The 21,181-nt window shown below is 72.9% G+C and carries 16 protein-coding genes and 1 pseudogene; 5 read left to right on the plus strand and 12 right to left on the minus strand.

Features of this window, described 5'->3' with window-relative positions:
* Window positions 1–158: 158 nt before the first annotated feature.
* The 7 genes from ABD946_RS02320 to ABD946_RS02350 form a co-directional block, all read right to left on the minus strand.
* Window positions 159–1,955 carry a glycoside hydrolase family 36 protein gene (locus ABD946_RS02320; RefSeq protein ID WP_345279539.1) on the minus strand — a complete coding sequence of 599 codons (1,797 nt, stop codon included), beginning with the start codon at window positions 1,953–1,955 and terminating at the stop codon, window positions 159–161.
* Window positions 1,956–2,097: 142 nt separating this feature from the next.
* Complete coding sequence (locus tag ABD946_RS02325; RefSeq protein ID WP_345279541.1) at window positions 2,098–4,482, minus strand: collagenase; 2,385 nt, start codon at window positions 4,480–4,482, stop codon at window positions 2,098–2,100.
* Window positions 4,483–4,732: 250 nt separating this feature from the next.
* Window positions 4,733–5,746, minus strand: a complete 1,014-nt coding sequence (locus tag ABD946_RS02330; RefSeq protein WP_345279543.1) for an ABC transporter ATP-binding protein — start codon at window positions 5,744–5,746, stop codon at window positions 4,733–4,735.
* On the minus strand, window positions 5,743–6,738 hold the full coding sequence (locus tag ABD946_RS02335) for an ABC transporter ATP-binding protein (protein WP_345279545.1): 996 nt from the start codon (window positions 6,736–6,738) through the stop codon (window positions 5,743–5,745). Before ABD946_RS02335 ends, ABD946_RS02330 begins: the two co-directional genes overlap by 4 nt.
* Window positions 6,735–7,724, minus strand: a complete 990-nt coding sequence (locus tag ABD946_RS02340) for an ABC transporter permease (protein ID WP_345279547.1) — start codon at window positions 7,722–7,724, stop codon at window positions 6,735–6,737. Before ABD946_RS02340 ends, ABD946_RS02335 begins: the two co-directional genes overlap by 4 nt.
* Complete coding sequence (locus tag ABD946_RS02345) at window positions 7,721–8,728, minus strand: ABC transporter permease (protein WP_345279549.1); 1,008 nt, start codon at window positions 8,726–8,728, stop codon at window positions 7,721–7,723. The genes ABD946_RS02340 and ABD946_RS02345 overlap by 4 nt, the downstream gene beginning before the upstream one ends.
* A 13-nt stretch (window positions 8,729–8,741) precedes the next feature.
* Window positions 8,742–10,475 carry an ABC transporter substrate-binding protein gene (locus ABD946_RS02350; RefSeq protein WP_345279551.1) on the minus strand — a complete coding sequence of 578 codons (1,734 nt, stop codon included), beginning with the start codon at window positions 10,473–10,475 and terminating at the stop codon, window positions 8,742–8,744.
* Window positions 10,476–10,753: 278 nt separating this feature from the next.
* Here ABD946_RS02350 and ABD946_RS02355 point away from each other — a divergent pair, with 278 nt between their 5' ends.
* Window positions 10,754–12,187 carry an aminopeptidase P family protein gene (locus tag ABD946_RS02355; protein WP_345279552.1) on the plus strand — a complete coding sequence of 478 codons (1,434 nt, stop codon included), beginning with the start codon at window positions 10,754–10,756 and terminating at the stop codon, window positions 12,185–12,187.
* A gap of 22 nt (window positions 12,188–12,209) precedes the next feature.
* Window positions 12,210–12,581, plus strand: a complete 372-nt coding sequence (locus tag ABD946_RS02360; RefSeq protein WP_345279554.1) for a MerR family transcriptional regulator — start codon at window positions 12,210–12,212, stop codon at window positions 12,579–12,581.
* Window positions 12,582–12,588: 7 nt separating this feature from the next.
* On the opposite strand, the gene ABD946_RS02365 is transcribed toward ABD946_RS02360, so the two are convergent.
* From ABD946_RS02365 to ABD946_RS02375, 3 genes are all read right to left on the minus strand, one after another.
* Window positions 12,589–13,599 (minus strand): nitronate monooxygenase, encoded by a 1,011-nt coding sequence (locus ABD946_RS02365; protein ID WP_345279556.1) that lies wholly within the window; start codon window positions 13,597–13,599, stop codon window positions 12,589–12,591.
* Window positions 13,600–13,736: 137 nt separating this feature from the next.
* Window positions 13,737–14,366, minus strand: coding sequence for a response regulator (locus ABD946_RS02370; protein WP_345279559.1), 630 nt, complete (start codon window positions 14,364–14,366; stop codon window positions 13,737–13,739).
* Window positions 14,363–15,571 carry a sensor histidine kinase gene (locus ABD946_RS02375; protein ID WP_345279561.1) on the minus strand — a complete coding sequence of 403 codons (1,209 nt, stop codon included), beginning with the start codon at window positions 15,569–15,571 and terminating at the stop codon, window positions 14,363–14,365. The genes ABD946_RS02370 and ABD946_RS02375 overlap by 4 nt, the downstream gene beginning before the upstream one ends.
* A 242-nt stretch (window positions 15,572–15,813) precedes the next feature.
* Here ABD946_RS02375 and ABD946_RS02380 point away from each other — a divergent pair, with 242 nt between their 5' ends.
* Together ABD946_RS02380 and ABD946_RS02385 are read left to right on the plus strand one after the other, a co-directional pair.
* A complete protein-coding gene (locus tag ABD946_RS02380; protein ID WP_345279563.1) occupies window positions 15,814–16,827 on the plus strand; it encodes an ABC transporter permease in 1,014 nt (337 codons plus the stop codon).
* A complete protein-coding gene (locus tag ABD946_RS02385; protein WP_345279565.1) occupies window positions 16,824–17,519 on the plus strand; it encodes an ABC transporter ATP-binding protein in 696 nt (231 codons plus the stop codon). The genes ABD946_RS02380 and ABD946_RS02385 overlap by 4 nt, the downstream gene beginning before the upstream one ends.
* Before the next feature lie 77 nt (window positions 17,520–17,596).
* On the opposite strand, the gene ABD946_RS02390 is transcribed toward ABD946_RS02385, so the two are convergent.
* Window positions 17,597–18,403 (minus strand): NAD(P)-dependent oxidoreductase, encoded by an 807-nt coding sequence (locus tag ABD946_RS02390; protein ID WP_345279567.1) that lies wholly within the window; start codon window positions 18,401–18,403, stop codon window positions 17,597–17,599.
* A gap of 65 nt (window positions 18,404–18,468) precedes the next feature.
* On the opposite strand from ABD946_RS02390, the gene ABD946_RS02395 reads away from it, so the two are divergent.
* Entirely contained in the window at window positions 18,469–19,374 is a 906-nt protein-coding gene (locus tag ABD946_RS02395; protein ID WP_345279569.1) for a LysR family transcriptional regulator, read from the plus strand.
* Here the strand turns inward: ABD946_RS02395 and ABD946_RS02400 are convergent.
* Window positions 19,360–21,181: pseudogene (locus ABD946_RS02400) on the minus strand (hypothetical protein); the annotation flags it as partial. The gene ABD946_RS02395 and the pseudogene ABD946_RS02400 sit on opposite strands and share 15 nt — an antisense overlap.

The raw sequence follows: 21,181 nt of genomic DNA on the forward strand, positions 1-21,181 counted from the left end.
TCACCAGGCGGGTCCCGCTGCTACGGTTCCCTCCGTCGGACCCGCCTGGTGCACAGAGGTGTTCACCGGGCGGGGGCACCACCCCGCCCGGTGGACAACGGGGGCGGCCCGGTCCGGAGGTCCCCCACCCTCCGAACCGGGCCACGAAAGCGCCGGTGTCAGCCCCGACGGAGCGTCAGCAGACCGCCCAGCGGCACGTGCACGGTGAACTCCACGCCCTCCACCGAGGCCGTGGTCGCGGCCACCTCGCCGCCCAGCGCGTCCTGCACCAGCACCGAGAAGCGTCCCGGCACCCGGTCGAAGACCAGCCGGACCAGGGTGTCCGCCTCGGCGTTGGCCAGCAGCAGCGACTCCCACTCCCCGGTGACCCGCACCGGCAGCGCGCCGTAGCGGCCGAAGGCCAGCGCCCCGCCGTCCCGGGCCTCGATCAGCGGGTAGGCCAGCTCGGGGCGGTGCGGGCGGAACTCGGCGCGCTGCAGCAGGTCGCGGTGCTCACGCATGACGGAGAGCCAGAACCGCACGGCGGCCAGCTGCTCCGGGCTCTGCGCGGACAGGTCCACCGAGACCTGGGCGGTGGCGAACAGCACCGAGATCAGGAAGACCGCGATCTGCGCGGGCTCCTCCTCCGGGTGCCAGGTGAGCGGGTCGGCGTGCACGGCCAGCGGGCCCGCGGTGAGCCGCAGGTCGGCGCAGCGGACCCGGTTCTCGGTGGCGTTGTGCGGGCAGTCGGTGGCCCGGACCATGGTGGCGTACGGCCACAGGCCGGGGCCCATGTACTGCTGGCGGTGCTCGATCAGCACCTCGGGCCGGGTGGCCCGCAGCCGGGTGTCGAGCTCCTCCAGCAGGCGGCGGACGCCCTCGGCGACCTCGGTGCAGTCCGGGTCGGGCGAGGCGGTGGTGGCCTCGCGCAGGAAGGTGTCGATGAAGTCGATCTTCAGGCCGTCCACCCCGTGCCGCTCCACCGCCGCGGCGAGGCGCTCGACCTGGTGGGCCCGGACCAGCGGGCTGCGCGGGTCGAGCACCGAGGTCTCCAGCATCGGCAGGTGGGCCAGGGTGTGCGGGGCCAGCTCGGCCTGGGCGGCGCTGCGGTCGCCGAGGAACGGGAGCGCGTGCCAGAGCAGGTAGTTGAGCCCCAGCTTGCGGATCCGGTCGACGTGGTCGGCGAAGTCCGGGAAGCCGACCGGGGCGGGCTGCCAGTCGCCGGTGGTGGCGTAGGAGCGGCCCACCTCGTCGGTCTGCCAGCCGTCGTCCACGATCAGCGCGCCGAACCCGAGCGGGGCGGCCAGCGCGGCCAGGCGCTCCACCTCGGGGGCGGTGATGGTCAGGTGCAGCGCGTACCAGGTGCAGAAGACCGGGTCGAAGGCGGCGTCCGGCACGGTGGAGGCGGGCAGCGACTCGGCCCACCAGGCGGCGCAGTCCCGGACGGTGTCGGCGAAGTGACGGCCGCTCAGGTCCAGGCGCAGGCGCAGCGGGCCCTCGTGCTCGACCCAGAAGCTGAAGTCCCCGGTCTCCTCGACCGCGCCCTCGCCGATCGAGACCGGCAGCACCGTCTCACCGGCCGCGAAGGTGCACAGCGCGGCGTCGGCGGTGCCGACCAGGCTGCCGACCGGGGCGCCCTTGGGCAGCGAGGCGGTCCGGGGCAGTGCCCAGGACGGGGGCAGCCAGCGGGTGCCGCTCAGCGGGGTCCAGTAGCCGGTGGCGCCGGTGCAGGGCAGCCGCCACTCGATGCGGGTGCGCACCGGCTGCTCGTCGGTGGGGAGTTCGGGCGCGGCCTCGACGACCACCACGCCGGGCTCGGCCTGCGGGACGACCCGGACCGCCAGGTGGGCGGCGCCGACGGCCACGGCTCTGGCCCGGACCCCGGGCAGGCCGAGGTCGACCTCCGCCACGGTCTCGGTCCGGCCGGAGGGGTGGGCGCTGCCGTCCCAGCTGAGCGGCTGGGGTGCCTGAGTCACGTCAGTCGTGCCTTTCGTGGGACCCGCGCGGTGCGGCCGCGGAAGCGGTAGGACGGCCGCCCCGCGCGGGAGTTGATGGGTTGGACCCGGTCGGACGTGGCCCGCCGTCACGGTTCCCCGCCACGTCCGACCGGGGGTCTGGTCACCTGCGCAGGGGTCCCTCGCAGGTGTAGCTGGAGGTGCCGGCCTTGCCGCCCGGCCATACCTCGACCGGGCCGAACCAGCAGTTCATGTCGTCCAGGTTGTTGGCGACGCCCTTGGTCCGGGTGAGGATGAAGTAGTCCACGGTCGAGGACATGTCCTTGAAGAGCTGGTCCGGATCGGCCGCGTTCGCCAGGTTGGCGGTGATCCGGCCCTCGCAGACGAAGCGCATCGGCTTGTTGGCCCAGTCGCCGTTGTCCTTGCAGGTGGGCGTGTTGGCGGTGGCCGAGGCGATCGCGGCCTGCACCTCGGAGGCGTAGGCGTAGCGCAGGTAGCCGTTGGCGGTGAACGAGGTGCTGGGCACGTACAGGTCCTGGACCCGGGCGCTCTGCGCCGTCAGGAAGGCGTCGTAGCCCGCCTGGAGCGCCCGGTCGGCGCCCATCCGGTCGCGCCAGGCGTCGAAGCCCGCCGGGTCGTCGGCCCGCATCAGCGCGTACATGGCGCGCAGCTCGGCGGGGCGCTCGGCCCAGAGGTACTCGAAGAAGGTCCCGGCGTAGTTGTAGAAGTGGAAGGCCGGGGCGTCGTCGTACCGGGCGTGCAGCAGCTCCGCGACGCTCAGCCGGGGGATGCCGGCCGCCTCGTCCCGGGCCAGGGCGGCGACCAGGGCCTGACGGACCTTCACCCCGCCGTCCCGGGTGGAGCCGTCGAAGAACTCGGCGGTGCCCTCGTCCATCGCGGTGAGCCGGTCGCCGGCGTACCAGCGGGCGTCGCCGAAGTAGCCGGGGGTGGCCCAGCGGCCGTTCAGGTAGTGGACGTACTCGTGCCGGAAGAGCTCCTCCAGCGTCAGGTACGACTCGGCGGTGGTGCGCTGGTAGGTGTAGAAGGTGGCGCCGCGTTCGATGTAGATGCCGCCGTTGGCGGTGCCCATGCCGGTGAGCAGCGGGTGGTAAAGCTCGTAGGCCGAACGGGTCGGGTAGAGCCGGATGTTGAGGGTGGCGTTCGGGTCGCCGTCGAGCGGGGCGTCGGTGCCGAGCACCCGCAGGAACTGGGTCTTGACCTGCTTGCTCGCGTAGTACATCCGGTCGACGGTGGCCCGGTCCAGCGAGGTGCGGACCTGGATGGCGCCGTTGTCGTAGCTGTAGGTGTAGGGGAACACCTGGGCGTCGTACTTGGCCGCGCAGACGTCGTACTGCTGGCAGACGCCGAAGGCGTTGGCCCAGCCGACCACCTTCACCCAGGGGCCGGAGAGCTCGCCGAAGACCCGGGCGGTGGTGGAGAGCAGCCACCCGAGCTCGCCGACCACCCCGGCCTTCAGCTCGGGGAGCTCGCCGAAGCGGCCGTACTCGGCCATCGCGTCCCGGGCCAGCCACTCGTTCTGGGTGCCCTTGAGGTGGCCGTACCCGGCGAAGTCGCGGAACGCGCTCCGGTAGGAGGCGTCGGCGGTGACCTGCGCGAGGAAGGCGGCGTCCCGGTTGTTGACGCCCAGGTAGTTGAGGTTCAGCGCGGCCAGGCCCGCGGTGCCCCAGGCCCAGCTGTCGGCGACCCGGGTGCCGGGGCCGAACTTGGCCAGCACCCGCTTCGCCAGGGCGAGTTGGTACTGCCGCTGGCCGGTGGAGCCGGCCGCGATGGTCATCTCCCGGGTGGTCAGCCCGGCCTGGTCGGTGTCGGCGAAGGCCAGCGGGGCGGCGGCCCAGGCGTCCACCGCGCGCCGGACGGCGGCGGCCGTGGCGGTCTCGGTGATGTCGATCCCGGCCTGGGTGAAGTCGTGGTACGCGGCCGCGTGCAGGAAGTAGAACAGCTCGTACAGGTGGGCCCGGCCGCTGCCGTCCTCGCTGGGCACCTGCTGGACGATCCGGTCGGCCACCGCCCGGACGTGGGCGCCGTCCATGGTGACGGCGAAGCGCGCGTCCCAGGTCCAGAGCAGGGACTTGAGGCAGTCGTCGCCCTTGACCGCGGGGTCGGTGAGGAAGTCGGCCAGCTGGGCGGGGCCGAGGCCGGTCAGGCCGTCCAGGGTGCAGGGCACCCCGGCCGCGGTCCGCACCACGGCCGTGGGGGCGGCCAGTTCGGCGGCGGTCGGGGCGGGGGCGCCGACCCGCTGGGGCATCGCGCCCGGGAAGGGCGTGCCGCCCAGCGAACCGCCGCCGGGAGCGGGCGCGGAGGCGCCGGTACGGGCCACCGCCTCGCCCTGGTGGGCGAGTTCGTCGTAGCCGGTGGGGAGCGGGGGCTCGCCCTGGAAGGTGGCCGGGGCGGCGGCGGTGGGGGCGGGCTGGGTGGCCTGGGTGGCCTGGGTGGCCGCCTGCACCGTCTGCACGGCCGGAAGGGTGAGGGTCGCGGCCAGGGCGGCCGCGAGCAGCGCTCTGCGCGCCGTTCGGGGGGAGGTTCGCACGGGGGGCTCCAGTGGGGGGTGGAGGTGGGGGCGGTGTCCGCTCGGACGTGAGTGCGGGCCGGATCGGGTGGGGCCGTCGGCCCGGTCTCCCGGAGGACCGGGGAGGTCGTGGGTGGAGCAGGTGGTGCGGGTGGTGCGGATGGTGCCCGGCCCGGGCCGCCGTCCCATGGGGAGGAGGACGGCGGCCGGGGCCGGGGGCCGGGGCTCCCGACGCGCCGTCGGGCCCCGGAGCGGAGGTGCTGACGCGGGGTCAGGCCTCGGGGAAGTGGCAGGCGGCCTGCCGGCCGCCGCCGGTGGCGGTGATCTGGAGCAGCGGCCGCTCGGTGCGGCAGATCTCCTGCGCCTTGGGGCAGCGCGGGTGGAAGGTGCAGCCGCTCGGCGGGTTGGCCGGGCTGGGCGGGTCGCCCAGCAGCACGATCCGCTCCCGGCGCCGCTCGGCAGCCGGGTCGGGCAGCGGCACCGCGGAGAGCAGCGCCTTGGTGTACGGGTGGGCCGGGTTGTCGTAGACGTCCTGCTTGTCGCCGATCTCGACGATCCGCCCGAGGTACATCACCGCGACCCGGTGGCTGATGTGCTTGACCACCGCCAGGTCGTGCGCGATGAACACGTAGGCCACGCCCAGCTCGCGCTGGAGCCGCTCCATCAGCCCGACGATCTGCGCCTGGATCGAGACGTCCAGCGCGGAGACCGGCTCGTCCGCCACCACCAGCTCCGGGCGGGTCGCCAACGCCCGGGCGATGCCGATGCGTTGGGCCTGGCCGCCGGAGAACTGGTGCGGGTAGCGCTCCAGGTGCTCGGGGGCCAGCCCGACCAGGTCGACCAGGTCACGGACCTCGCTGCGGATCGCCGCGGTGGCCAGGCCCTGGGCGCGCAGCGGGGCCGAGATGATCTGCTGGACGGTCTGCCGCGGGTTCAGCGAGGCGAACGGGTCCTGGAAGATCATCTGCAGCTTGCTGCGCAGCGGGCGCAGCTCGCGCTGCCCGGTGCGGGTGATGTCCTTGCCCTGGAACGAGACCTGACCGGCCGTCGGGTCCAGCAGCCGGACCAGCATCCGCCCGGTGGTGGACTTGCCGCAGCCGGACTCGCCGACCAGGCCCAGGGTCTCGCCGGCCCGGACGTCGAAGCTGACGCCGTCCACCGCCTTGATCCCGGCACTGCGGCGCAGGCCGGAGCGCGGGCCGGGGAAGGTCATGCCCAGGTTCTCGGCCGTCAGGATGGTCCCGGTGGCCCGGGCGGCCTCGGTGGTCACTTCGGTGGTGGTCATGCCGTCACCCCGTCGAGGTCGGCCGCGTCACGGACGCAGGCGTTGCGGTGCTCCGGGGCGACCAGGCGCAGCGGCGGGCGGCCGGCGGTGCAGAGCTCGCTGGGCTCCGCCGCGTAGACCTGGCAGCGCGGTTGGAAGGCGCAGCCGGGCGGCGGGTTGAGCAGCGAGGGCGGGGAGCCCGGGATGGAGCGCAGGGCCTCCCCCTCCGGGGCGTCCAGCCGCGGCAGCGAGTCCAGCAGCCCCCGGGTGTACGGGTGCCGCGGGGTGGTGAACAGCGTGTCGGCCGGGGCCTGTTCGGCTGCGGCGCCGCCGTACATCACCAGGACCTCGTCGGCGACCCGGGCGATCACGCCGAGGTCGTGGGTGATCATCATGACCCCGAGCCCGCGCTCCTGCTGGAGCTTCATCAGCAGCTCCAGCACCTGGGCCTGCACGGTGACGTCCAGTGCGGTGGTGGGCTCGTCGGCGATGATCAGGTCCGGCTCGCAGGAGAGCGCGAGCGCGATCATCGCGCGCTGGCGCATGCCGCCGGAGAACTGGTGCGGGTGCTCCCCCGCCCGGCGGGCCGGCTCCGGGATGCCCACGTCGCCGAGCACCTCGACGGCCCGGGCCCAGGCGGCCTTCTTGCTGCCGCCGAAGTGCTCCCGGTACGCCTCGGAGATCTGGTCGCCGATGGTGAAGTACGGGTGCAGCGAGGTGAGCGCGTCCTGGAAGACCATCGCCATCCGGCGGCCGCGCAGCTTGCGCACGGTCTCGTCGGGGGCGCCGATCAGCTCGGTGCCGTCGAACTTCACCGAGCCGGTGACCTTGGCACCCCGGTGCAGGCCCATCACGGCCAGCGAGGTGACGGACTTGCCGGAGCCGGACTCACCGACGATCCCGAGGGTCCTCCCCCGTTCGACGGTGAAGTCGACGCCCTTGATCGCCTTGACGACGCCCTCGGCGGTGTTGAACTCGACTTCGAGGTTGGTGACTTCGAGCAGTGCGGTCATGAGAGCCTCGCCCTCGGGTCGATCCAGGCGTACATCAGGTCGACCACCAGGTTGGAGGTCACGATGAAGAACGAGGCCAGCAGGGTGACGCCCATGATGACCGGCTGGTCCGCCTTGTTGAGCGAGTCGGCGAAGAGCTTGCCGACGCCCGGGAGGCTGAACAGCTGCTCGGTGATCAGGGCCCCGGCCAGCAGGCCGCCGAGGTCCAGGCCGAGCATGGTGGCCACCGGGGTGAGCGCGGGCCGCAGCCCGTGCCGCCCGACCACCCGGCGCTCCCGCAGGCCCTTGGCCCGGGCGGTGCGCACGAAGGGCTCCTCCATCGTCTCGATGACCGAGTTGCGGGTCATCCGGGCGTAGAGGGCGGCCGAGAGCAGCGCCAGCGTGATCCACGGCAGGATCAGGTTGCGCAGCCAGCCGACCGGGTCCTCGCCGAAGGCGATGTACCGGGGCAGCGGCATCAGGCCGAGCACCGAGACCACCACGTAGAGCAGGATCATCGCGGTGAAGTAGACCGGCAGCGCGGCGATGCCGATGGTGGCCACCATCACGGTGCGGTCGATCCAGGTGTTCCGCTTGAGGGCGGAGACCACGCCCGCCGAGATGCCCAGGGCCAGCCAGCAGACCGCCGCGCCCAGCGCCAGCGAGGCGCTGACCGGGAAGCGGTCCATCATCAGGTCCCAGACCGGCTGGGCGCTCTGGAAGGAGTAGCCGAAGCAGGGGAAGTCGCACTGGACCGCGTACGGCCCGCTGCCCAGGGTCTGGCCGGCGAAGATGCCGACCAGGTAGCGGCCGAACTGGACGATCAACGGGTCGTTCAGGCCGAGCTGCTGACGGACCATCTCGATCCGCTCGGTGGAGCAGTCCTTGCCGCAGAACTGGGCGGCCGGATCGGCCGGGAAGAGGTAGAACACCGCGAAGGTCAGCGCGCAGATCACCAACAGCGTGGCGGCGATGCCGACCAGACGGCGGATCAGGAACCAGATCACGCCTTGCCGCCCTTCGGGTCGAGGGCGTCGCGGAGCGCGTCACCGATCAGGGTGAAGCCGAGGACCACCAGGAAGAGGCAGAGGCTCGGCAGGACGAAGAACATCGGGTCGACCTTGTAGTACTGCACCGAGTCCGCGATCATCTGGCCCCACGAGGGGGTCGGCGGCCGGACGCCGACGCCGAGGAAGGTGAGGGCCGCCTCGGTGCCGATCAGGCCGGGGATGGCCAGCGTGACGTAGACGATGACGGTGCCGGAGAGGTTGGGGAGGATCTCGGTGAGCAGGATCCGGCCCGAGGAGGTGCCGCTGGCCCTGGCCGCCTCGACGTACTCGCGGTGCTTGAGCGAGAGCGTCTGGGCCCGGATGACGCGGGCGATGTAGGGCCAGCTGAAGGCGCCCATCACGATGATCAGCAGCAGCACCCGGTTGACGTCCCGGGCGACCGAGAGCAGCGCGATCATGAAGATCAGGGTGGGGAAGGACATCATGACGTCCATGAACCGGCTGATCACGGTGTCCACCCGGCCGCCGAAGTAGCCGGCCAGGATGCCGAGGGTCACCCCGATCACGGTGATCAGGGCCGCCGAGGCGAAGGCCACCAGCAGGCTGATCTGGGCACCGTAGAGCAGGCGGGCGAAGATGTCCCGGCCGAGGCCGGGCTCGACGCCCAGCCAGTGGTCGGGGCTCATCCCGCCGAAGCTGCCCTTGGGCAGGCCGCCGAGGTAGGAGTTGATGGCCTTCTTGTCGGTGTCGGCCGGGCCGTGGCCGCTGATCATGGTGATCAGCGGGGCGAGCAGGGCGACCAGGACGAAGAAGGCGATGATGCCGAAGCCGGTCAGCGCGGCCTTCTGGCGGCGCAGCCGCTGCCAGGCCAACCGCCATGGGGAGGCGGGGGGTTGAGCGGTGGTGGAGGCGGGGGCAGCGGGACTGGCCGCCGCCCCCGCTCCCCCGGTCCCGTCGGTGCCGTCGGCACCGGCCCGGGACGGAGAGAGCGGGGCGGTCATGCGGACTCCCGGGTTACTTGACGGACTTCAGGCCGATGACGGCGTAGTCGACCTGGCCGGCCCACACGGGGTGGGCGAAGGCGCCGGCGATGTTGGAGCCGACCAGCAGCGGCTTCTTGGCCCAGGCCAGCGGCACGGCGGGCGACTTGTCCATGATCGAGGAGTCCAGGGCGAGCCACGCCTTGTCGGCCTCGGCCTTGTCGCTCAGGCCCGCGATCCGGTCCAGCTCGGCGTTGGTGGCCGGGTCGTTGAAGCGGGTGACGTTGCCGAAGTTGCCCTTGTCCTTGATGATCTTGCCGTCGTAGATCATCGGCAGGAAGGTGGCGGCCGACGGGTAGTCGGGGCACCAGCCGCTGATCGACAGACCGGTCTGCTTGGTCTTGTCACCGACGATCGAGTTGACGGCGGTCGGGTCCACCACGTTAATGGTGACGTCGACGTTGACCTTCTTCAGCGCCGCCTGGACGGCCTCGGCCTGCTGCTTGCCACCGGTGGAGGTGGTGAGCTCGGTCTTGAAGCCGGCCGCCTGGCCCGCCTCGGCCAGCAGGGCCTTGGCCTTGTCGACGTCGCCGCCCGGCTTGATCTTGAAGTGGTCGACCGACTTGCCGTCGGTGAGCACCGGCGGCAGGTAGGTGGTGGCGATGTCGACGAAGGCCGGACCGCCCTGGGCCGCCTGGAACGACTCCTTGTCCACCGCGTACTGCATCGCGAGGCGGACCTTGGGGTCGTTGAACGGGGCCTTGCTGTTGTCCATCTGCAGCGAGGTGGTGCAGCCCGCGTTCTCGGAGATCAGACGGGCCTTCAGCTCCGGGTTGGTGAGCACCTCGCTGATCTTCGACGCGACCAGGTCGACGTAGGAGAGCGAGTTCTTGTCCTCGCCCTGGTCGGCGATCAGGCGCTCGGCCACACCGGTGCCCTTGAGGGTCTGGTCGACCACGATCTTGTCCGGGTACGCCTTGCGGACGGTGTCGGTCTTCTCGTCCCAGAAGGTGTTGCGGACCAGCACCATGCGCTTGCCGCGGTCGTAGCTCTCGATCTTGTACGGACCGGAGGAGACCGGGTGGTTGCTGTAGTTGGCGCCCGCCTCCTTGGCCTTCGGCACCGGGGCGAAGGTCGGCAGTGTCACGGTGTAGCCGAACTCGGCCACCGGGCGCTTGAGGTGGAAGACGATGGTCTTCTCGTCCGGGACCTCGATGGACTCCTTGCCGAGGCGCTGGCCGGTGAGCGGGCCCTTGTAGTCCTCGGGCGCGTTCAGGTAGACCCGGGCGTAGTCCGGGCCGCCGGGGAGCTCCGGCGAGTAGGAGCGCTCGACGTTGTACTTGATGTCGTCGGCGACGATCGGGGTGCCGTCCTCGTACTTGAGGCCGTCCTTCAGCTTGAAGGTCCAGGTCTTGCCGCCGTCGCTGGACTGGCCGAGGTCGGTGGCCAGGTCCGGCTCGATCTTCAGACCCTCGGCGCCGGGCGCCGCCTTGAAGGTGGTGAGGGTCCGGTAGAGGACGCGCACGCCGAAGTCCATCACCGGCATGGTCCAGTTGCGGGTCGGGTCCAGCTGGTCGAAGTCGGTGTTCGACAGCAGGTTCAGGGTGCCGCCCTTGACGGGGGTGCCGCCGATGATGCCGTCGCCGGCCGTGACGACCGGCTTGTCCGTGTCGTCGGAGGACGAGCCGGTGCTCGAACAGGCCCCGAGGCCGAGGGTGAGTGCTGCCGTGATCGCGGTCGCGAGCGCGGCGTGGATGCGCCTGGTCATGTGCAACTCCGCAGTGGAAGGCCGCAGTTGCGGCCTTGGTCCGCCCCGGGGCTGATCCGGGGCCACCAGGAGTGCTGCCCGCCGGGGTCTAGCCGCTCCAAGGTGTGACCCGTAACATAGTAATGTGAAATTGCACTGGCAAGAGATGGAGCGGGCCGTTACCGACCTGTGTCCCTCCAGCCCCTCAACTCCCGCCACGCGCAAGGAAACACTGCACGTCAGACCCGTACGTGCGTAACAGCACCACCACCGTCCAGTCCGGCGAAGGAGCCGCAGCCGTGTCCGACCCCCGCCCCCTCAACACCGGCAGCCACGACCTGCCCGTCTCCCCCGCGCTGGACGCCTTCATGGGCACCGGCTGGGCCGCCACCCCGCTGCCCGCCACCGACCGGGTGAACGGCTACGCGTTCATGCCCGCCCGCCGGGCCAGGCTGGCCGCCGCCTTCCCCGGGGAGCGGCTGGTCGTCCCCGCCGGCCAGTTGAAGGTCCGCAGCAACGACTGCGACTACCGCTTCCGCCCGCACAGCGCCTACGCCTGGCTCACCGGCCTCACCGGCGAGGAGCAGGTCGGCCACGTCCTGGTGGTCGAGCCGAGCGGCGAGCCGGTCCTCTACCTGCGCCCGCGCTCGCCCCGCGGCGGCGGCAGCCCCTACGGCTCCGAGTTCTACCGCGACCGCCGCTACGGCGAGTTCTGGGTCGGCCGCCGCCCCGACCTGGACGAGGCCGCCCAGCTCACCGGCATCCGCACCGCCCACCTGGACGAGCTGGAGGACCTGCTGAAGGGTCCTCAGGCCCCCACCCGCCTGCTCGGCGGCGTCGACCCGCTGCTGGACGCGGTGCTGCCCTCCGACGCGCAGCTCGCCTCGACGCTCTCCGAGCTCCGGCTGGTCAAGGACAGCTGGGAGGTGGAGCAGCTCCAGCTCTCCGTCGACCTCACCACCACCGGCTTCGAGGACGTCGTCCGCGCCCTGCCGCTCGCGCTGAAGCACGGCCGCGGCGAGCGCTGGCTGGAGGGCACCTTCAACCTCCGCGCCCGCGCCGAGGGCAACGGCACCGGCTACGACACCATCGTCGCCTCCGGCGCCCACGCCTGCGTGCTGCACTGGATCCGCAACGACGGCGCCCTCGACCCCTCCAAGCTGCTGCTGCTCGACGCCGGCGTGGAGACCGACTCCCTCTACACCGCCGACATCACCCGCACCCTCCCGCTCAGCGGCACCTTCTCCCCCGTCCAGCGCCAGGTCTACGAGCTGGTGCTCGCCGCCCAGGACGCCGGAATCGCCACCCTCAAGCCCGGCGCCAGCTTCCGCGACTTCCACCGGGCCGGCATGCGGGTGATCGCCGAGGGCCTGGCCGACTGGGGCGTGCTGAAGATCAGCGCGGACGAGGCCATGCGGGAGGACAGCGGCCTGTTCCGCCGCTACACCCTCTGCTCCAGCGGCCACATGCTCGGCCTGGACGTCCACGACTGCGCCAAGGCCCGCGCCGAGACCTACCTCGACGGCAAGCTGGAGGAGGGCCAGGTCCTCACCGTCGAGCCCGGCCTCTACCTCCAGCCCGACGACGAGACCCTGCCGGCCGAGCTGCGCGGCATCGGCGTCCGGATCGAGGACGACCTCGTCATCACCGCCGACGGCGCCCGTCTGATGTCCGGCGCGCTCCCGCGCTCGGTGGCCGGTATCGAGGAGTGGATGGGCACCCTGCTGGGCTGAACCTCCTTGCCATCATGGATCCATGACGGACACCGACGTTGAACTGACCCCGGCTCAGGCAGTCGCCGAGTCGGGGTTCAGTCTTGACACCCTGCGGTACTACGAGAAGATCGGCCTGCTCGGTGAGGTGCGCCGCTCGGCCAGCGGACACCGCCGCTTCACCGCCCACGACCTGGCCTGGCTGGGCGTGCTGCGCTGCCTGCGGGACACCGGGATGCCCATCGCCGACATGCGCGACTACGCGGAGCTGGTCCGGGCCGGGGACTCCACGGTCGCCGCGCGGCTGGCGGTCCTGGAGGCCCACGACGAACAGGTCGAGGCCCAGATCCGGGAACTCCAGCGGCAGCGCCAGGCCATCCGCGACAAGATCGCCTACTACCGCGAGGTCCTCTGAGGCCCCGTCAGGCCGTCTGCTCGAAGGCGGCCGTGAGCTCGCGGGTGAGCGCCTCGGCCGGGCCGGTGCGGGCCAGGTGGTGGGCGGTGCCGGCCCACAGGTGCATCGCCTCCAGGTCGCCCCGGGCGGTGGCGGCGGCCCGCAGCGGAGCCGTCAGGTGGTGCACCTCCGGGTAGCCGGTCGGGGCGAGCGGGCCGTAGCGGTCGATGAAGGCGTTGCGCAGGCCGCGGGCCGGGCGGCCGGTGAAGGCCCGCGTCACGGTGGTCGGGCCGGGGTGCCCGGCGAGGGCCTTCTTGTAGGGCTCGTTCGCCCCGGACTCGTCGGTGCGCAGGTAGGCGGTGCCGATCTGCGCGGCCACTGCTCCGGCCTCGCGGACGGCGACGAGTGACGGGCCGTCGGCCAGGCCGCCCGCCGCGATCATCGGCAGGCCCGCCGTTCCGATCTCGCGGAGGAGCGCGGGCAGCGGAGTGGTGCCCGGCACCGCGTCCGCCCGGTGGGTGCCGCGGTGGCCGCCGGCCTCCGGGCCCTGCACGCAGAGCGCGTCCATCCCCCGCGCGGCCGCGGCGAGCGCCTCGTCGAGGGTGGTGACGGTGGCCACCTGGTACGTGCCCGCCGCCCGGAACGCCGCGGCTTCGGCGGCGCTCGGCAGCCCGAAGGTGTACGAGACCACCGCCACCGGATCCGCCAGCAGCAGCGCGGTCTTCTCCTCCCACCCGTCCCGGTCCGGCCCGAGCTCCTCCGGCAGCACCACCCCGTACCGCTCGGCCTCCGCCCGCAGCACCTCCCGGTACGCGGCCACCGCCGCCGGGTCGGAGGGCACGTCCGGCACGAACAGGTTCACCCCGAACGGACGGCCCGTCAGCTTCCTGGTCACGGCGATCTGGTCGGCCAGGGCCGTGGCGCTCTTGTACCCGGCCGCCAGGAACCCCAGCCCGCCACCGTCATTCACGGCGGCCACCAACTCCGGGGTGGACCCGCCCCCGGCCATCGGAGCGGCAACGATCGACGGAACAACCATGGCAACCACGTTATCCCGGGGGCGCGAGGAACTGCGCGCAGGGGAACGGCAGCACGTGCAACTGGCTCGCCTGCCCCGACCTCACACTGGTCCGCCTTCCGAACTCGCGCAGTTCCCCGCGCCCCCGGGGTAGCCAATTACGGCCTGATCAGCCCGCTGGCCAGCCCCGAGGCGATCGCCGCCGTGCGGCTGTCGACGCCGAGCTTGTCGTAGATGTGCACCAGGTGCGTCTTCACCGTCGCCTCACTGATGAACAGCCGCTTGGCGATCTGCCGGTTGGCCAGCCCCTCCGCCAGCAACTGCAGGATCTCCGCCTCGCGCGGGGACAGCGTCGGCCGCCCCGCCCGCACCCGCCCCAGCAGCCGCGCCGCGACCGGCGGCGCCAGCACCGTCTCCCCGCGGGAGGCGGCCTTCACCGCCGCCACCAGCTCCTCCGGCGGGGCGTCCTTCAGCAGGTAGCCCGTCGCTCCCGCCTCGACCGCCGACAGGATGTCCGCGTCCGTGCTGTACGTGGTGAGGATCAGCACCGCCGGCGGGTCCGGCAGCGCGGTGATCCGCCGGGTCGCCTCGACCCCGTGCATGCCCGACCCCATCTGAAGGTCCATCAGCACCACGTCCGGCCGCTCCGCCAGCCCCTCCAGCACCCGCAGCGCCTCGGCCCCGTCGGCCGCCTCGCCGACCGCCTCCAGCTCGGGCAGCTCGTCCACCATGGCCCGCAGCCCGCGCCGCACCACCGGGTGGTCGTCCACCAGCACCACCCGGATCACGACGCCTCCCGCATCATCACGCTCTCCGCCGTCTCGATCGCCCGCAGCGGCAGCGACACCGCGACCACCGTGCCCTCCCCCGGTGCGGACTCGACCGTCAGGCTGCCGCCCAGCGCCGCGATCCGCTCCCTCATCCCGTGCAGCCCGAACCGGGCCCGCCCCGCTTCCGGGAGGGCCTGCGGGTCGAAGCCCACCCCGTCGTCGAACACGTCCAGCGTCACCTCGTCGTCCAGGTACGTCAGGGTCACCGCGACCGCCCTCGCCCGCGCGTGCCGGACGGCGTTGGCCAGCGCCTCCTGGGTGAGCCGCAGCAACGCCACCTCCGCCTCCACCGGCAGCGGGTACGGCTCGCCGTCAAGGTGGAACGCCGCGCCCTGACCGGCCGTCAGCCGGCGCAGCGCCTCGCAGAGGGTGGCGTCGTCCAGGGCCGGCGGCGTCAGTGCCTGCACGAACCTGCGCGCCTCCGCCAGGTTCGCCGAGGCGGTGGCCCCGACCTCGGCGATCCGCTCCCGGGCCGTCGCGGCCCCGTCCGGCAGTGCGGACTCCGCCGACCGCGCCAGCAGCACGATGCTGGACAGCCCCTGCGCCAGGGTGTCGTGGATCTCCCGGGCCAGCCGCTGACGCTCTGCCAGCCGGCCGGCCTCCCGCTGGGTGGCGGCGAGCTCGCCGCGGGTGCGCACCAGGTCGTCGATGAGGCGCTGCTTCTCCCGGCTCTCCCGGTAGAGCGCGGCGTAGCCGTAGGCGGTGAGCAGGGCGACCACGGCGCCGGCCACCGGGCCGAGCACCTTGGGCGTGGTCAGGCCACCGTCCGTCCCGGCCTGGGCGGCGACCACCACGGCGGTCAGCCCGGCCACCGAGAGCACGGCCCAGCGGACCGGCATCAGGTGGAGGCAGACGAAGTAGAGCGGAAAGGCCAGGTAGCAGAACTCGGGGTGCTGGAGTGTCAGCCCGATCCAGAGCAGCAGCACCGCGCCGAACCAGACCCAGGCCCAGCGCCTGTCAGTACGGATGGCCTCCACCGCCCCGCCGCTCAGGTAGACGGCGGCCAGCACCATCGCGGTGATCACCGCGCCGGGACCGAGGTTGCCGACCGCCAGGCCGCGCGCGAGCAGCACCACGAGCAGGGCGGCGAACAGCCCGTGCAGGGCGAAGTTCATCAGCCGCAGCGCGGGGGTCGCTCCGGGGTGGGGTTCGGTGGCGGTCACGCCTTCCGAGGGTACGGGGTGGCGGTGGCGGCTCAGGCCGCCACGGCATCAACCGTTCGATGGATTCCGGAGTGCATCCCCCGCAGGAGTGGACTCCCCTTCCTCTCCCTGATGGAACGGAGCCCGCGCGCCGACAGGGTGGAGGAGTCTGAACCACTCCGTTCTTCCCCGAGAGGGTCACCGTGTTCGTCGCACTACGGGACATCCGTTTCGCCAGAGGGCGCTTCGCCCTGATGGGCGCGGTGGTCACCTTGATAACCACACTGGTCGTCTTCCTCTACGGCCTCACCGGCGGGCTCGCCTCCGCCGCCTCCTCCACCGTCGCCGAGCTCCCGGCCGACCGGATCGTCTTCGGCGCCCCCGCCGGGGCCGCGCCCACCGTCTCGTTCAGCAACTCCACCGTCTCCCCCGAGCAGGCCGCCGCACTGGCCGCCGCCCCGGGCGTGAAGTCGGCGCAGCCGCTGGGCATCTCGATGACCAGGCTGACGGGCAGCGCGGCCGCCGCCTCGGTGAGCGTGTTCGGGGCGCCGGGTGCGCTGCTGCCGCCGTTGGAGTCCGGCGCCCAGCCCGCGGACGGGCAGGTCGCGGTCGGCTCGGACGCGGCCGAGGAGTACCACCTGACGGTCGGTCAGCAGGTGAAGCTGGGCCCCGTCCAGCTCACCATCTCCGGCATCACCGCGCCCCGCTCGTACGGGCACGCCCCCACCGTGTGGACCACCGTGGCGACCTGGGAGCGGGTCAGCAGCCAGACCCAGCCCACCGCGCTGGCCCTGGACGTGGCCGGCGGCACCGACCTCGCGACGCTGGACGCGGCCCAGGGCACCGAGACCGTCGCGCTGTCCGACGCGTTGGCGGGAATCAACGGCTACTCGGCCGAGCAGGGGTCGCTCCAGATGATCCAGGGCTTCCTGTTCGCGGTCAGCGCGCTGGTGGTCGGGGCCTTCTTCACGGTCTGGACGGTGCAGCGCAAGCCCGACATCGCGGTGCTCAAGGCGGTCGGCGCGAGCAGCGCCTACCTGGTGCGGGACGCGCTCGCGCAGGCGGCCGCCGTGCTGCTCGGCGGGGCGTTGCTGGGCGGGCTGCTCGGCGGGGTCGGCGGGCTGTTCGCGGCCTCGGCCGTGCCCTTCGACGTCAGCTTCCTGAGCGTCTTCGTGCCCGTCACCGCGATGGTGCTGCTCGGCCTGCTCGGGGCCGTGCTCGCCGTCCGCCGCATCACCTCCGTCGACCCGCTGGCCGCGCTGGGAGCCAACCGATGACCGCCACCACCACCGCTGTCCGTACCGGCCTCGCGCTGGAGGACGTCACTCTCACCTACCCCGACGGCGAGGCCCGGCTGACCGCCCTGGACGCCGTCTCGCTGGCGGTCGCCCCCGGCGAGTTCACCGCCGTCGCCGGGCCGTCCGGCTCCGGCAAGTCCTCGCTGCTGGCGGTGGCCGCCACCCTGCTGCGGCCGGACTCCGGGCGGGTGCTGATAGACGGTCAGGAGGTCGGCGCGCTCGGCGAGAAGGACCGGGCCGCGCTGCGCCGGGAGCGCCTGGGCATCGTCTTCCAGCAGTCCAACCTGCTGGCCTCGCTCACCGCCGTCGAGCAGCTGCTGGTGCTGGAGTCCGTCCGCGGCGGGTCCGTCCGGGCCGCCCGGGCCCGGGCCGAGGCCCTGCTCGCCTCGGTCGGCCTGGACCCGGCCAAGCAGCGCCGCCGCCCGCACCAGCTCTCCGGCGGCGAACGCCAGCGGGTCAACATCGCCCGCGCGCTCTTCGGCTCCCCGTCCGTCCTGCTGGTGGACGAACCCACCTCGGCCCTGGACCACGAACGCGGCGCCCAGATCGTCGAGCTGCTCGCCGAGATCACCCGCGAGCACCGCACCGCCACGGTCATGGTCACCCACGACCGCGACCTGCTGGGCCGGGTCGACCGGGTCCTGGAGATGCACGACGGCCGGCTGCGCTGACGCATCGCGCGCCCCCGTTCCGGGCCAACCCCCGTTCGGCCCGGAACGGGCGCCGCGTCGGTTCCGGCGCCTCGGTGCTACCGCGCCGGGGCGGCCGCCTCGGCGCGGAGCGCGTCCACGTACCGGGCCAGGTCCTGCTCCGCCAGCCCAGGGCGGGAGTTGAGGCCCTCCGCCACCGCCGCGAGCACCGGGCCGGTGCCGGCCGCCAGGGCGACGTCCTTGGCGGCCAGCCGGACCGGGAAGTCCGCCTCCGTGCTGGTGGCCCGCGCCAGCAGCCCCGCCAGCGGACCTGCCCCCAGCACCTCCGCCGTCAACTCCGCCGGCAGGCCGTAGCCGTCGGCCACCGCCAAGGCCTCACCGACCAGCGCGACTCCCCCGACGATCGCGCTGATCACCACCACCTTGAGCGCCGCACCCGTGCCCGGCCCGCCGCAGTCCACCACCGTGCCCAGCGCCGCCAGCACCGGCCGGGCCCGCGCCACGTCCTCCGCCCGGCCACCGGCCAGCACGGTCAGCCCGCCGCTCGCGGCCGGGCCCACGCTGCCGAGCACCGGGGCGTCCACCAGGCCCACCCCATACGGGAGTTCGGCACGCAGCTCCGCCACCGCCACCGGCCCCACCGAGGACATCTCCACCCAGAGCGTCCCCGGCGCCAGCTCCCCGACGATCCGCCCCGCCACCTCCCGCAGCGCAGCCCCGTCGGCCAGCATCGTCACCACCACCCCGGCCCCGCGCACCGCCTCCGCCGCGCCGCCGGCCTCCTCCAGCCCGGCCCCCTTGCCGGGCGTGCGGTTCCACACCCGCACGTCGAACCCAACTGCCGTGAGGCGCTTGGCCATCGGCAGGCCCATCCGGCCCAGCCCGAGGAATGCGATCGTCTCCATGCCCCTCACCGTAGGCAGCCCGCACCCAGGCGACAAACGAATGTCCCGCATGCTATCCATGCGCGATGGACATGGCCTGGCTCGAAGTCTTCCGCACCGCCGCCCGCCTGGGCTCCTTCACCGCCGCCGGCGAACGCCTCGGCTACACCCAGTCCGCGATCTCCCGTCAGATCTCCACCCTGGAGGCGGAGTTCGGCGCCCCTCTGTTCGACCGCCTCCCGCGCGGCGTCCGCCTCACCGAACACGGCCGCACCCTGCTCCCGCACGCCGAAGCCGTCCTCGACCGCCTCGACACCGCCGCCCGCGAACTCACCGCCCTCAGCTCCCTCACCGGCGGCCGCCTGCGCATCGGCTCCTTCGACAGCGCCAACGCCGTCCTGGTCCCCACCGCCCTGGCCCGCTTCCGCGCCGCCCACCCCTCCCTCTCCATCGCGGTCACCGAAGGCCTCTCCGCCACCCTCCTCGACCAACTCCGCGAGGGCCTCCTCGACCTCGCCGTGGTCACCGCCTACCCCGGCCACCCCTACGACACCGACCTCTTCGACCTCACCCCCCTCATCACCGACACCCTCCTGGTCGCCCTCCCCCGCGACCACCCCCTGGCCTCCCGCCCCTCCCTCCACCTCACCGACCTCGCCGACGCCCCCTGGATCGCCGCCTCCCGCGACCCCGGCTCCACCCTCCTCGCCGCCTGCCTCCGCCAGGGCTTCCACCCCCGCATCGAGTACGCCGTCGCCGAATGGACCGCCAAACTGGGCCTGGTGGCCGCCGGCCTCGGCGTCACCCTCGTCCCGTCCCTCTCGGCCCCCGCCACCCGCCCCGACCTCGCCCTCGTCCCCCTCCACCCCGACGACACCCCCACCCGCCACGTCCACACCGCCACCCGCCGCTGCCACGCCCTGCCCCCTGCCGTCACCGCCTTCCTGCCGCACCTCCGGGCGGCGGCCGACGGGGCGTCAGGGCAGCAGTGACTGCCGTGGCAGGTCCAGCAACGGCAGCGCCTCCCGTACTGCGGCCGCCACCGCGACGTCGGCGTCCTCGACCAGTTCGGTGAGGAGTTCCCTGGTCCCGGGTTCCTGCGGCAGGATGCTCGCCACCAGCCTCAGCGCCAGAATGCGGACGGCGGCTTCCGGATCGGTTCGGGCATGATCCAGGATCAAGCCGTGGTACTGCCCCGGTTCAACGGCCGCCAGGACCTGGAGGGCGGCCTCGCGCACCCTGGGGCTTTCGTCCACCACCCCAGCGGCCGCGACGGTGCGCAGAGCGGAGTCGTCCGCCCGCCACACGCCGAGCAGGGAGATCGCCACTCCACGAACCTCGGGATGCCCGTCGGCGACCGCGTTCATCACGAGGGTCGCCACCTCACTGATCTCCGGCCAGTACACCGCCAGCAGCTGGAGGGCGATGGCCCGGACCTCGTGGTGAGGGTCCGTGGTGGCGGCCAGCAGCAGAGGGAGTACCGACGTCTCCTCCGGCCACCTGTTCGCAAGGACGACCAGGCCCTCCACCCGCACCGAAGGCTCCGCGGCGTCCGCCGCCGCCAGGGCCACGGCGAGGACCTCCTCCCGGTCCCGCCAGTACTGGGCCAGGATCGCGACCGCTGTCTCCCGTCCCTGAGCCCCTGTTGCGGTCGCAGCGGCGAGAACGGTCTCGAAGGACTCCTGACGGTCCGTCCACCTGCGGGCCAGTACCGCGAGGGCCCCGCCCTGGTCCTCGGAGCTCCCGTCAGCTGCCACGGCTCGCACCGCCTCGAAGGCCTCCGCGCTGGACGGCCAGCCGGTGCCGAGCAGGTGCAGGGCCGACCTGCTCACCTCCCGGTCCTCATCCGCCATGGCATCGAGCACAGCCCCGAGCGAGGCCTCCTTGTCCGGCCAGTGCAGGGCCACGGTGTGGAGAGCCGCGAGTCGGACCGCCTCGTGCTCGTCCCGCAGACCGGCCAGGACAGCGCCGAACGCCTCCGCAGGATCGGGCCATTCCCGGTCGAACACTGCCATGGACCGCCGCCGGACCGAGAAGTCCGCATCCACGACTGCGGCGCAGAGCACTTCGCGCGCTGCCGCCCGGTCGCGGTAGTCCGCCCCGAGAGCCAGGACAGCGGCTCCACGGACCTCGGGATCCATCTCCTCTGCGGCCCTCATCACCGCCGAGAACACGCCCTCGTGCTGGGTCCAGCCCAGTGCCAGTACGCCGATCGCCAGCAGGCGGCCGGGACTGCGTTCGTCGGTCGCCGCTGCCATCACGGTGTCGAACGCCTCAGGGCGGGCCCTCCACCGGTAGGCAAGGTAGTAGAGCGCGGTCCGGTGGACGCCGGGCTCGGAGTCGATCGCGGCCTCGCGCATCACGGCGAACACCTCATCCCGGTCAGCCCAGTCACGCGCGAGAGCAGCGAGGGCACCCTCCCGAGTGCCGGCGGGACGGGTCCGGTCGGTGGCGTCGGCAAGGAAATCGGTGAACACGTCTTCGCTGTCCGGCCATTGGTCACCCAACCGCCCGATGGCTGCCTCCCGGAGCGCAGAGTCCCACGGAACGCTCGTCTGGAAGCGGAGTTCGTCCAGGTCTCGCGCGAGCAGGCTGGCGATGCCCGCCATGTCGCTCCCGTCACGGTCGGTGTCGCAGGCCACGGCGTGATACCACCTCAGGTACCGTGCCCGCCCGCCCCAGTAGCGGCTGACCGACCGGAGGGCGACGTCCGTCTCACCGGTCGTCCGGAACTCGCGTTGAAAGGCCGCCAGGACCAGCGCGTCGATGACCGCGTTGCCCTGGACCGTGAGCGAGAGG

It is taken from the genome of Kitasatospora albolonga, from assembly GCF_039535905.1.
GTDB classification, from domain to species: domain Bacteria; phylum Actinomycetota; class Actinomycetes; order Streptomycetales; family Streptomycetaceae; genus Kitasatospora; species Kitasatospora albolonga.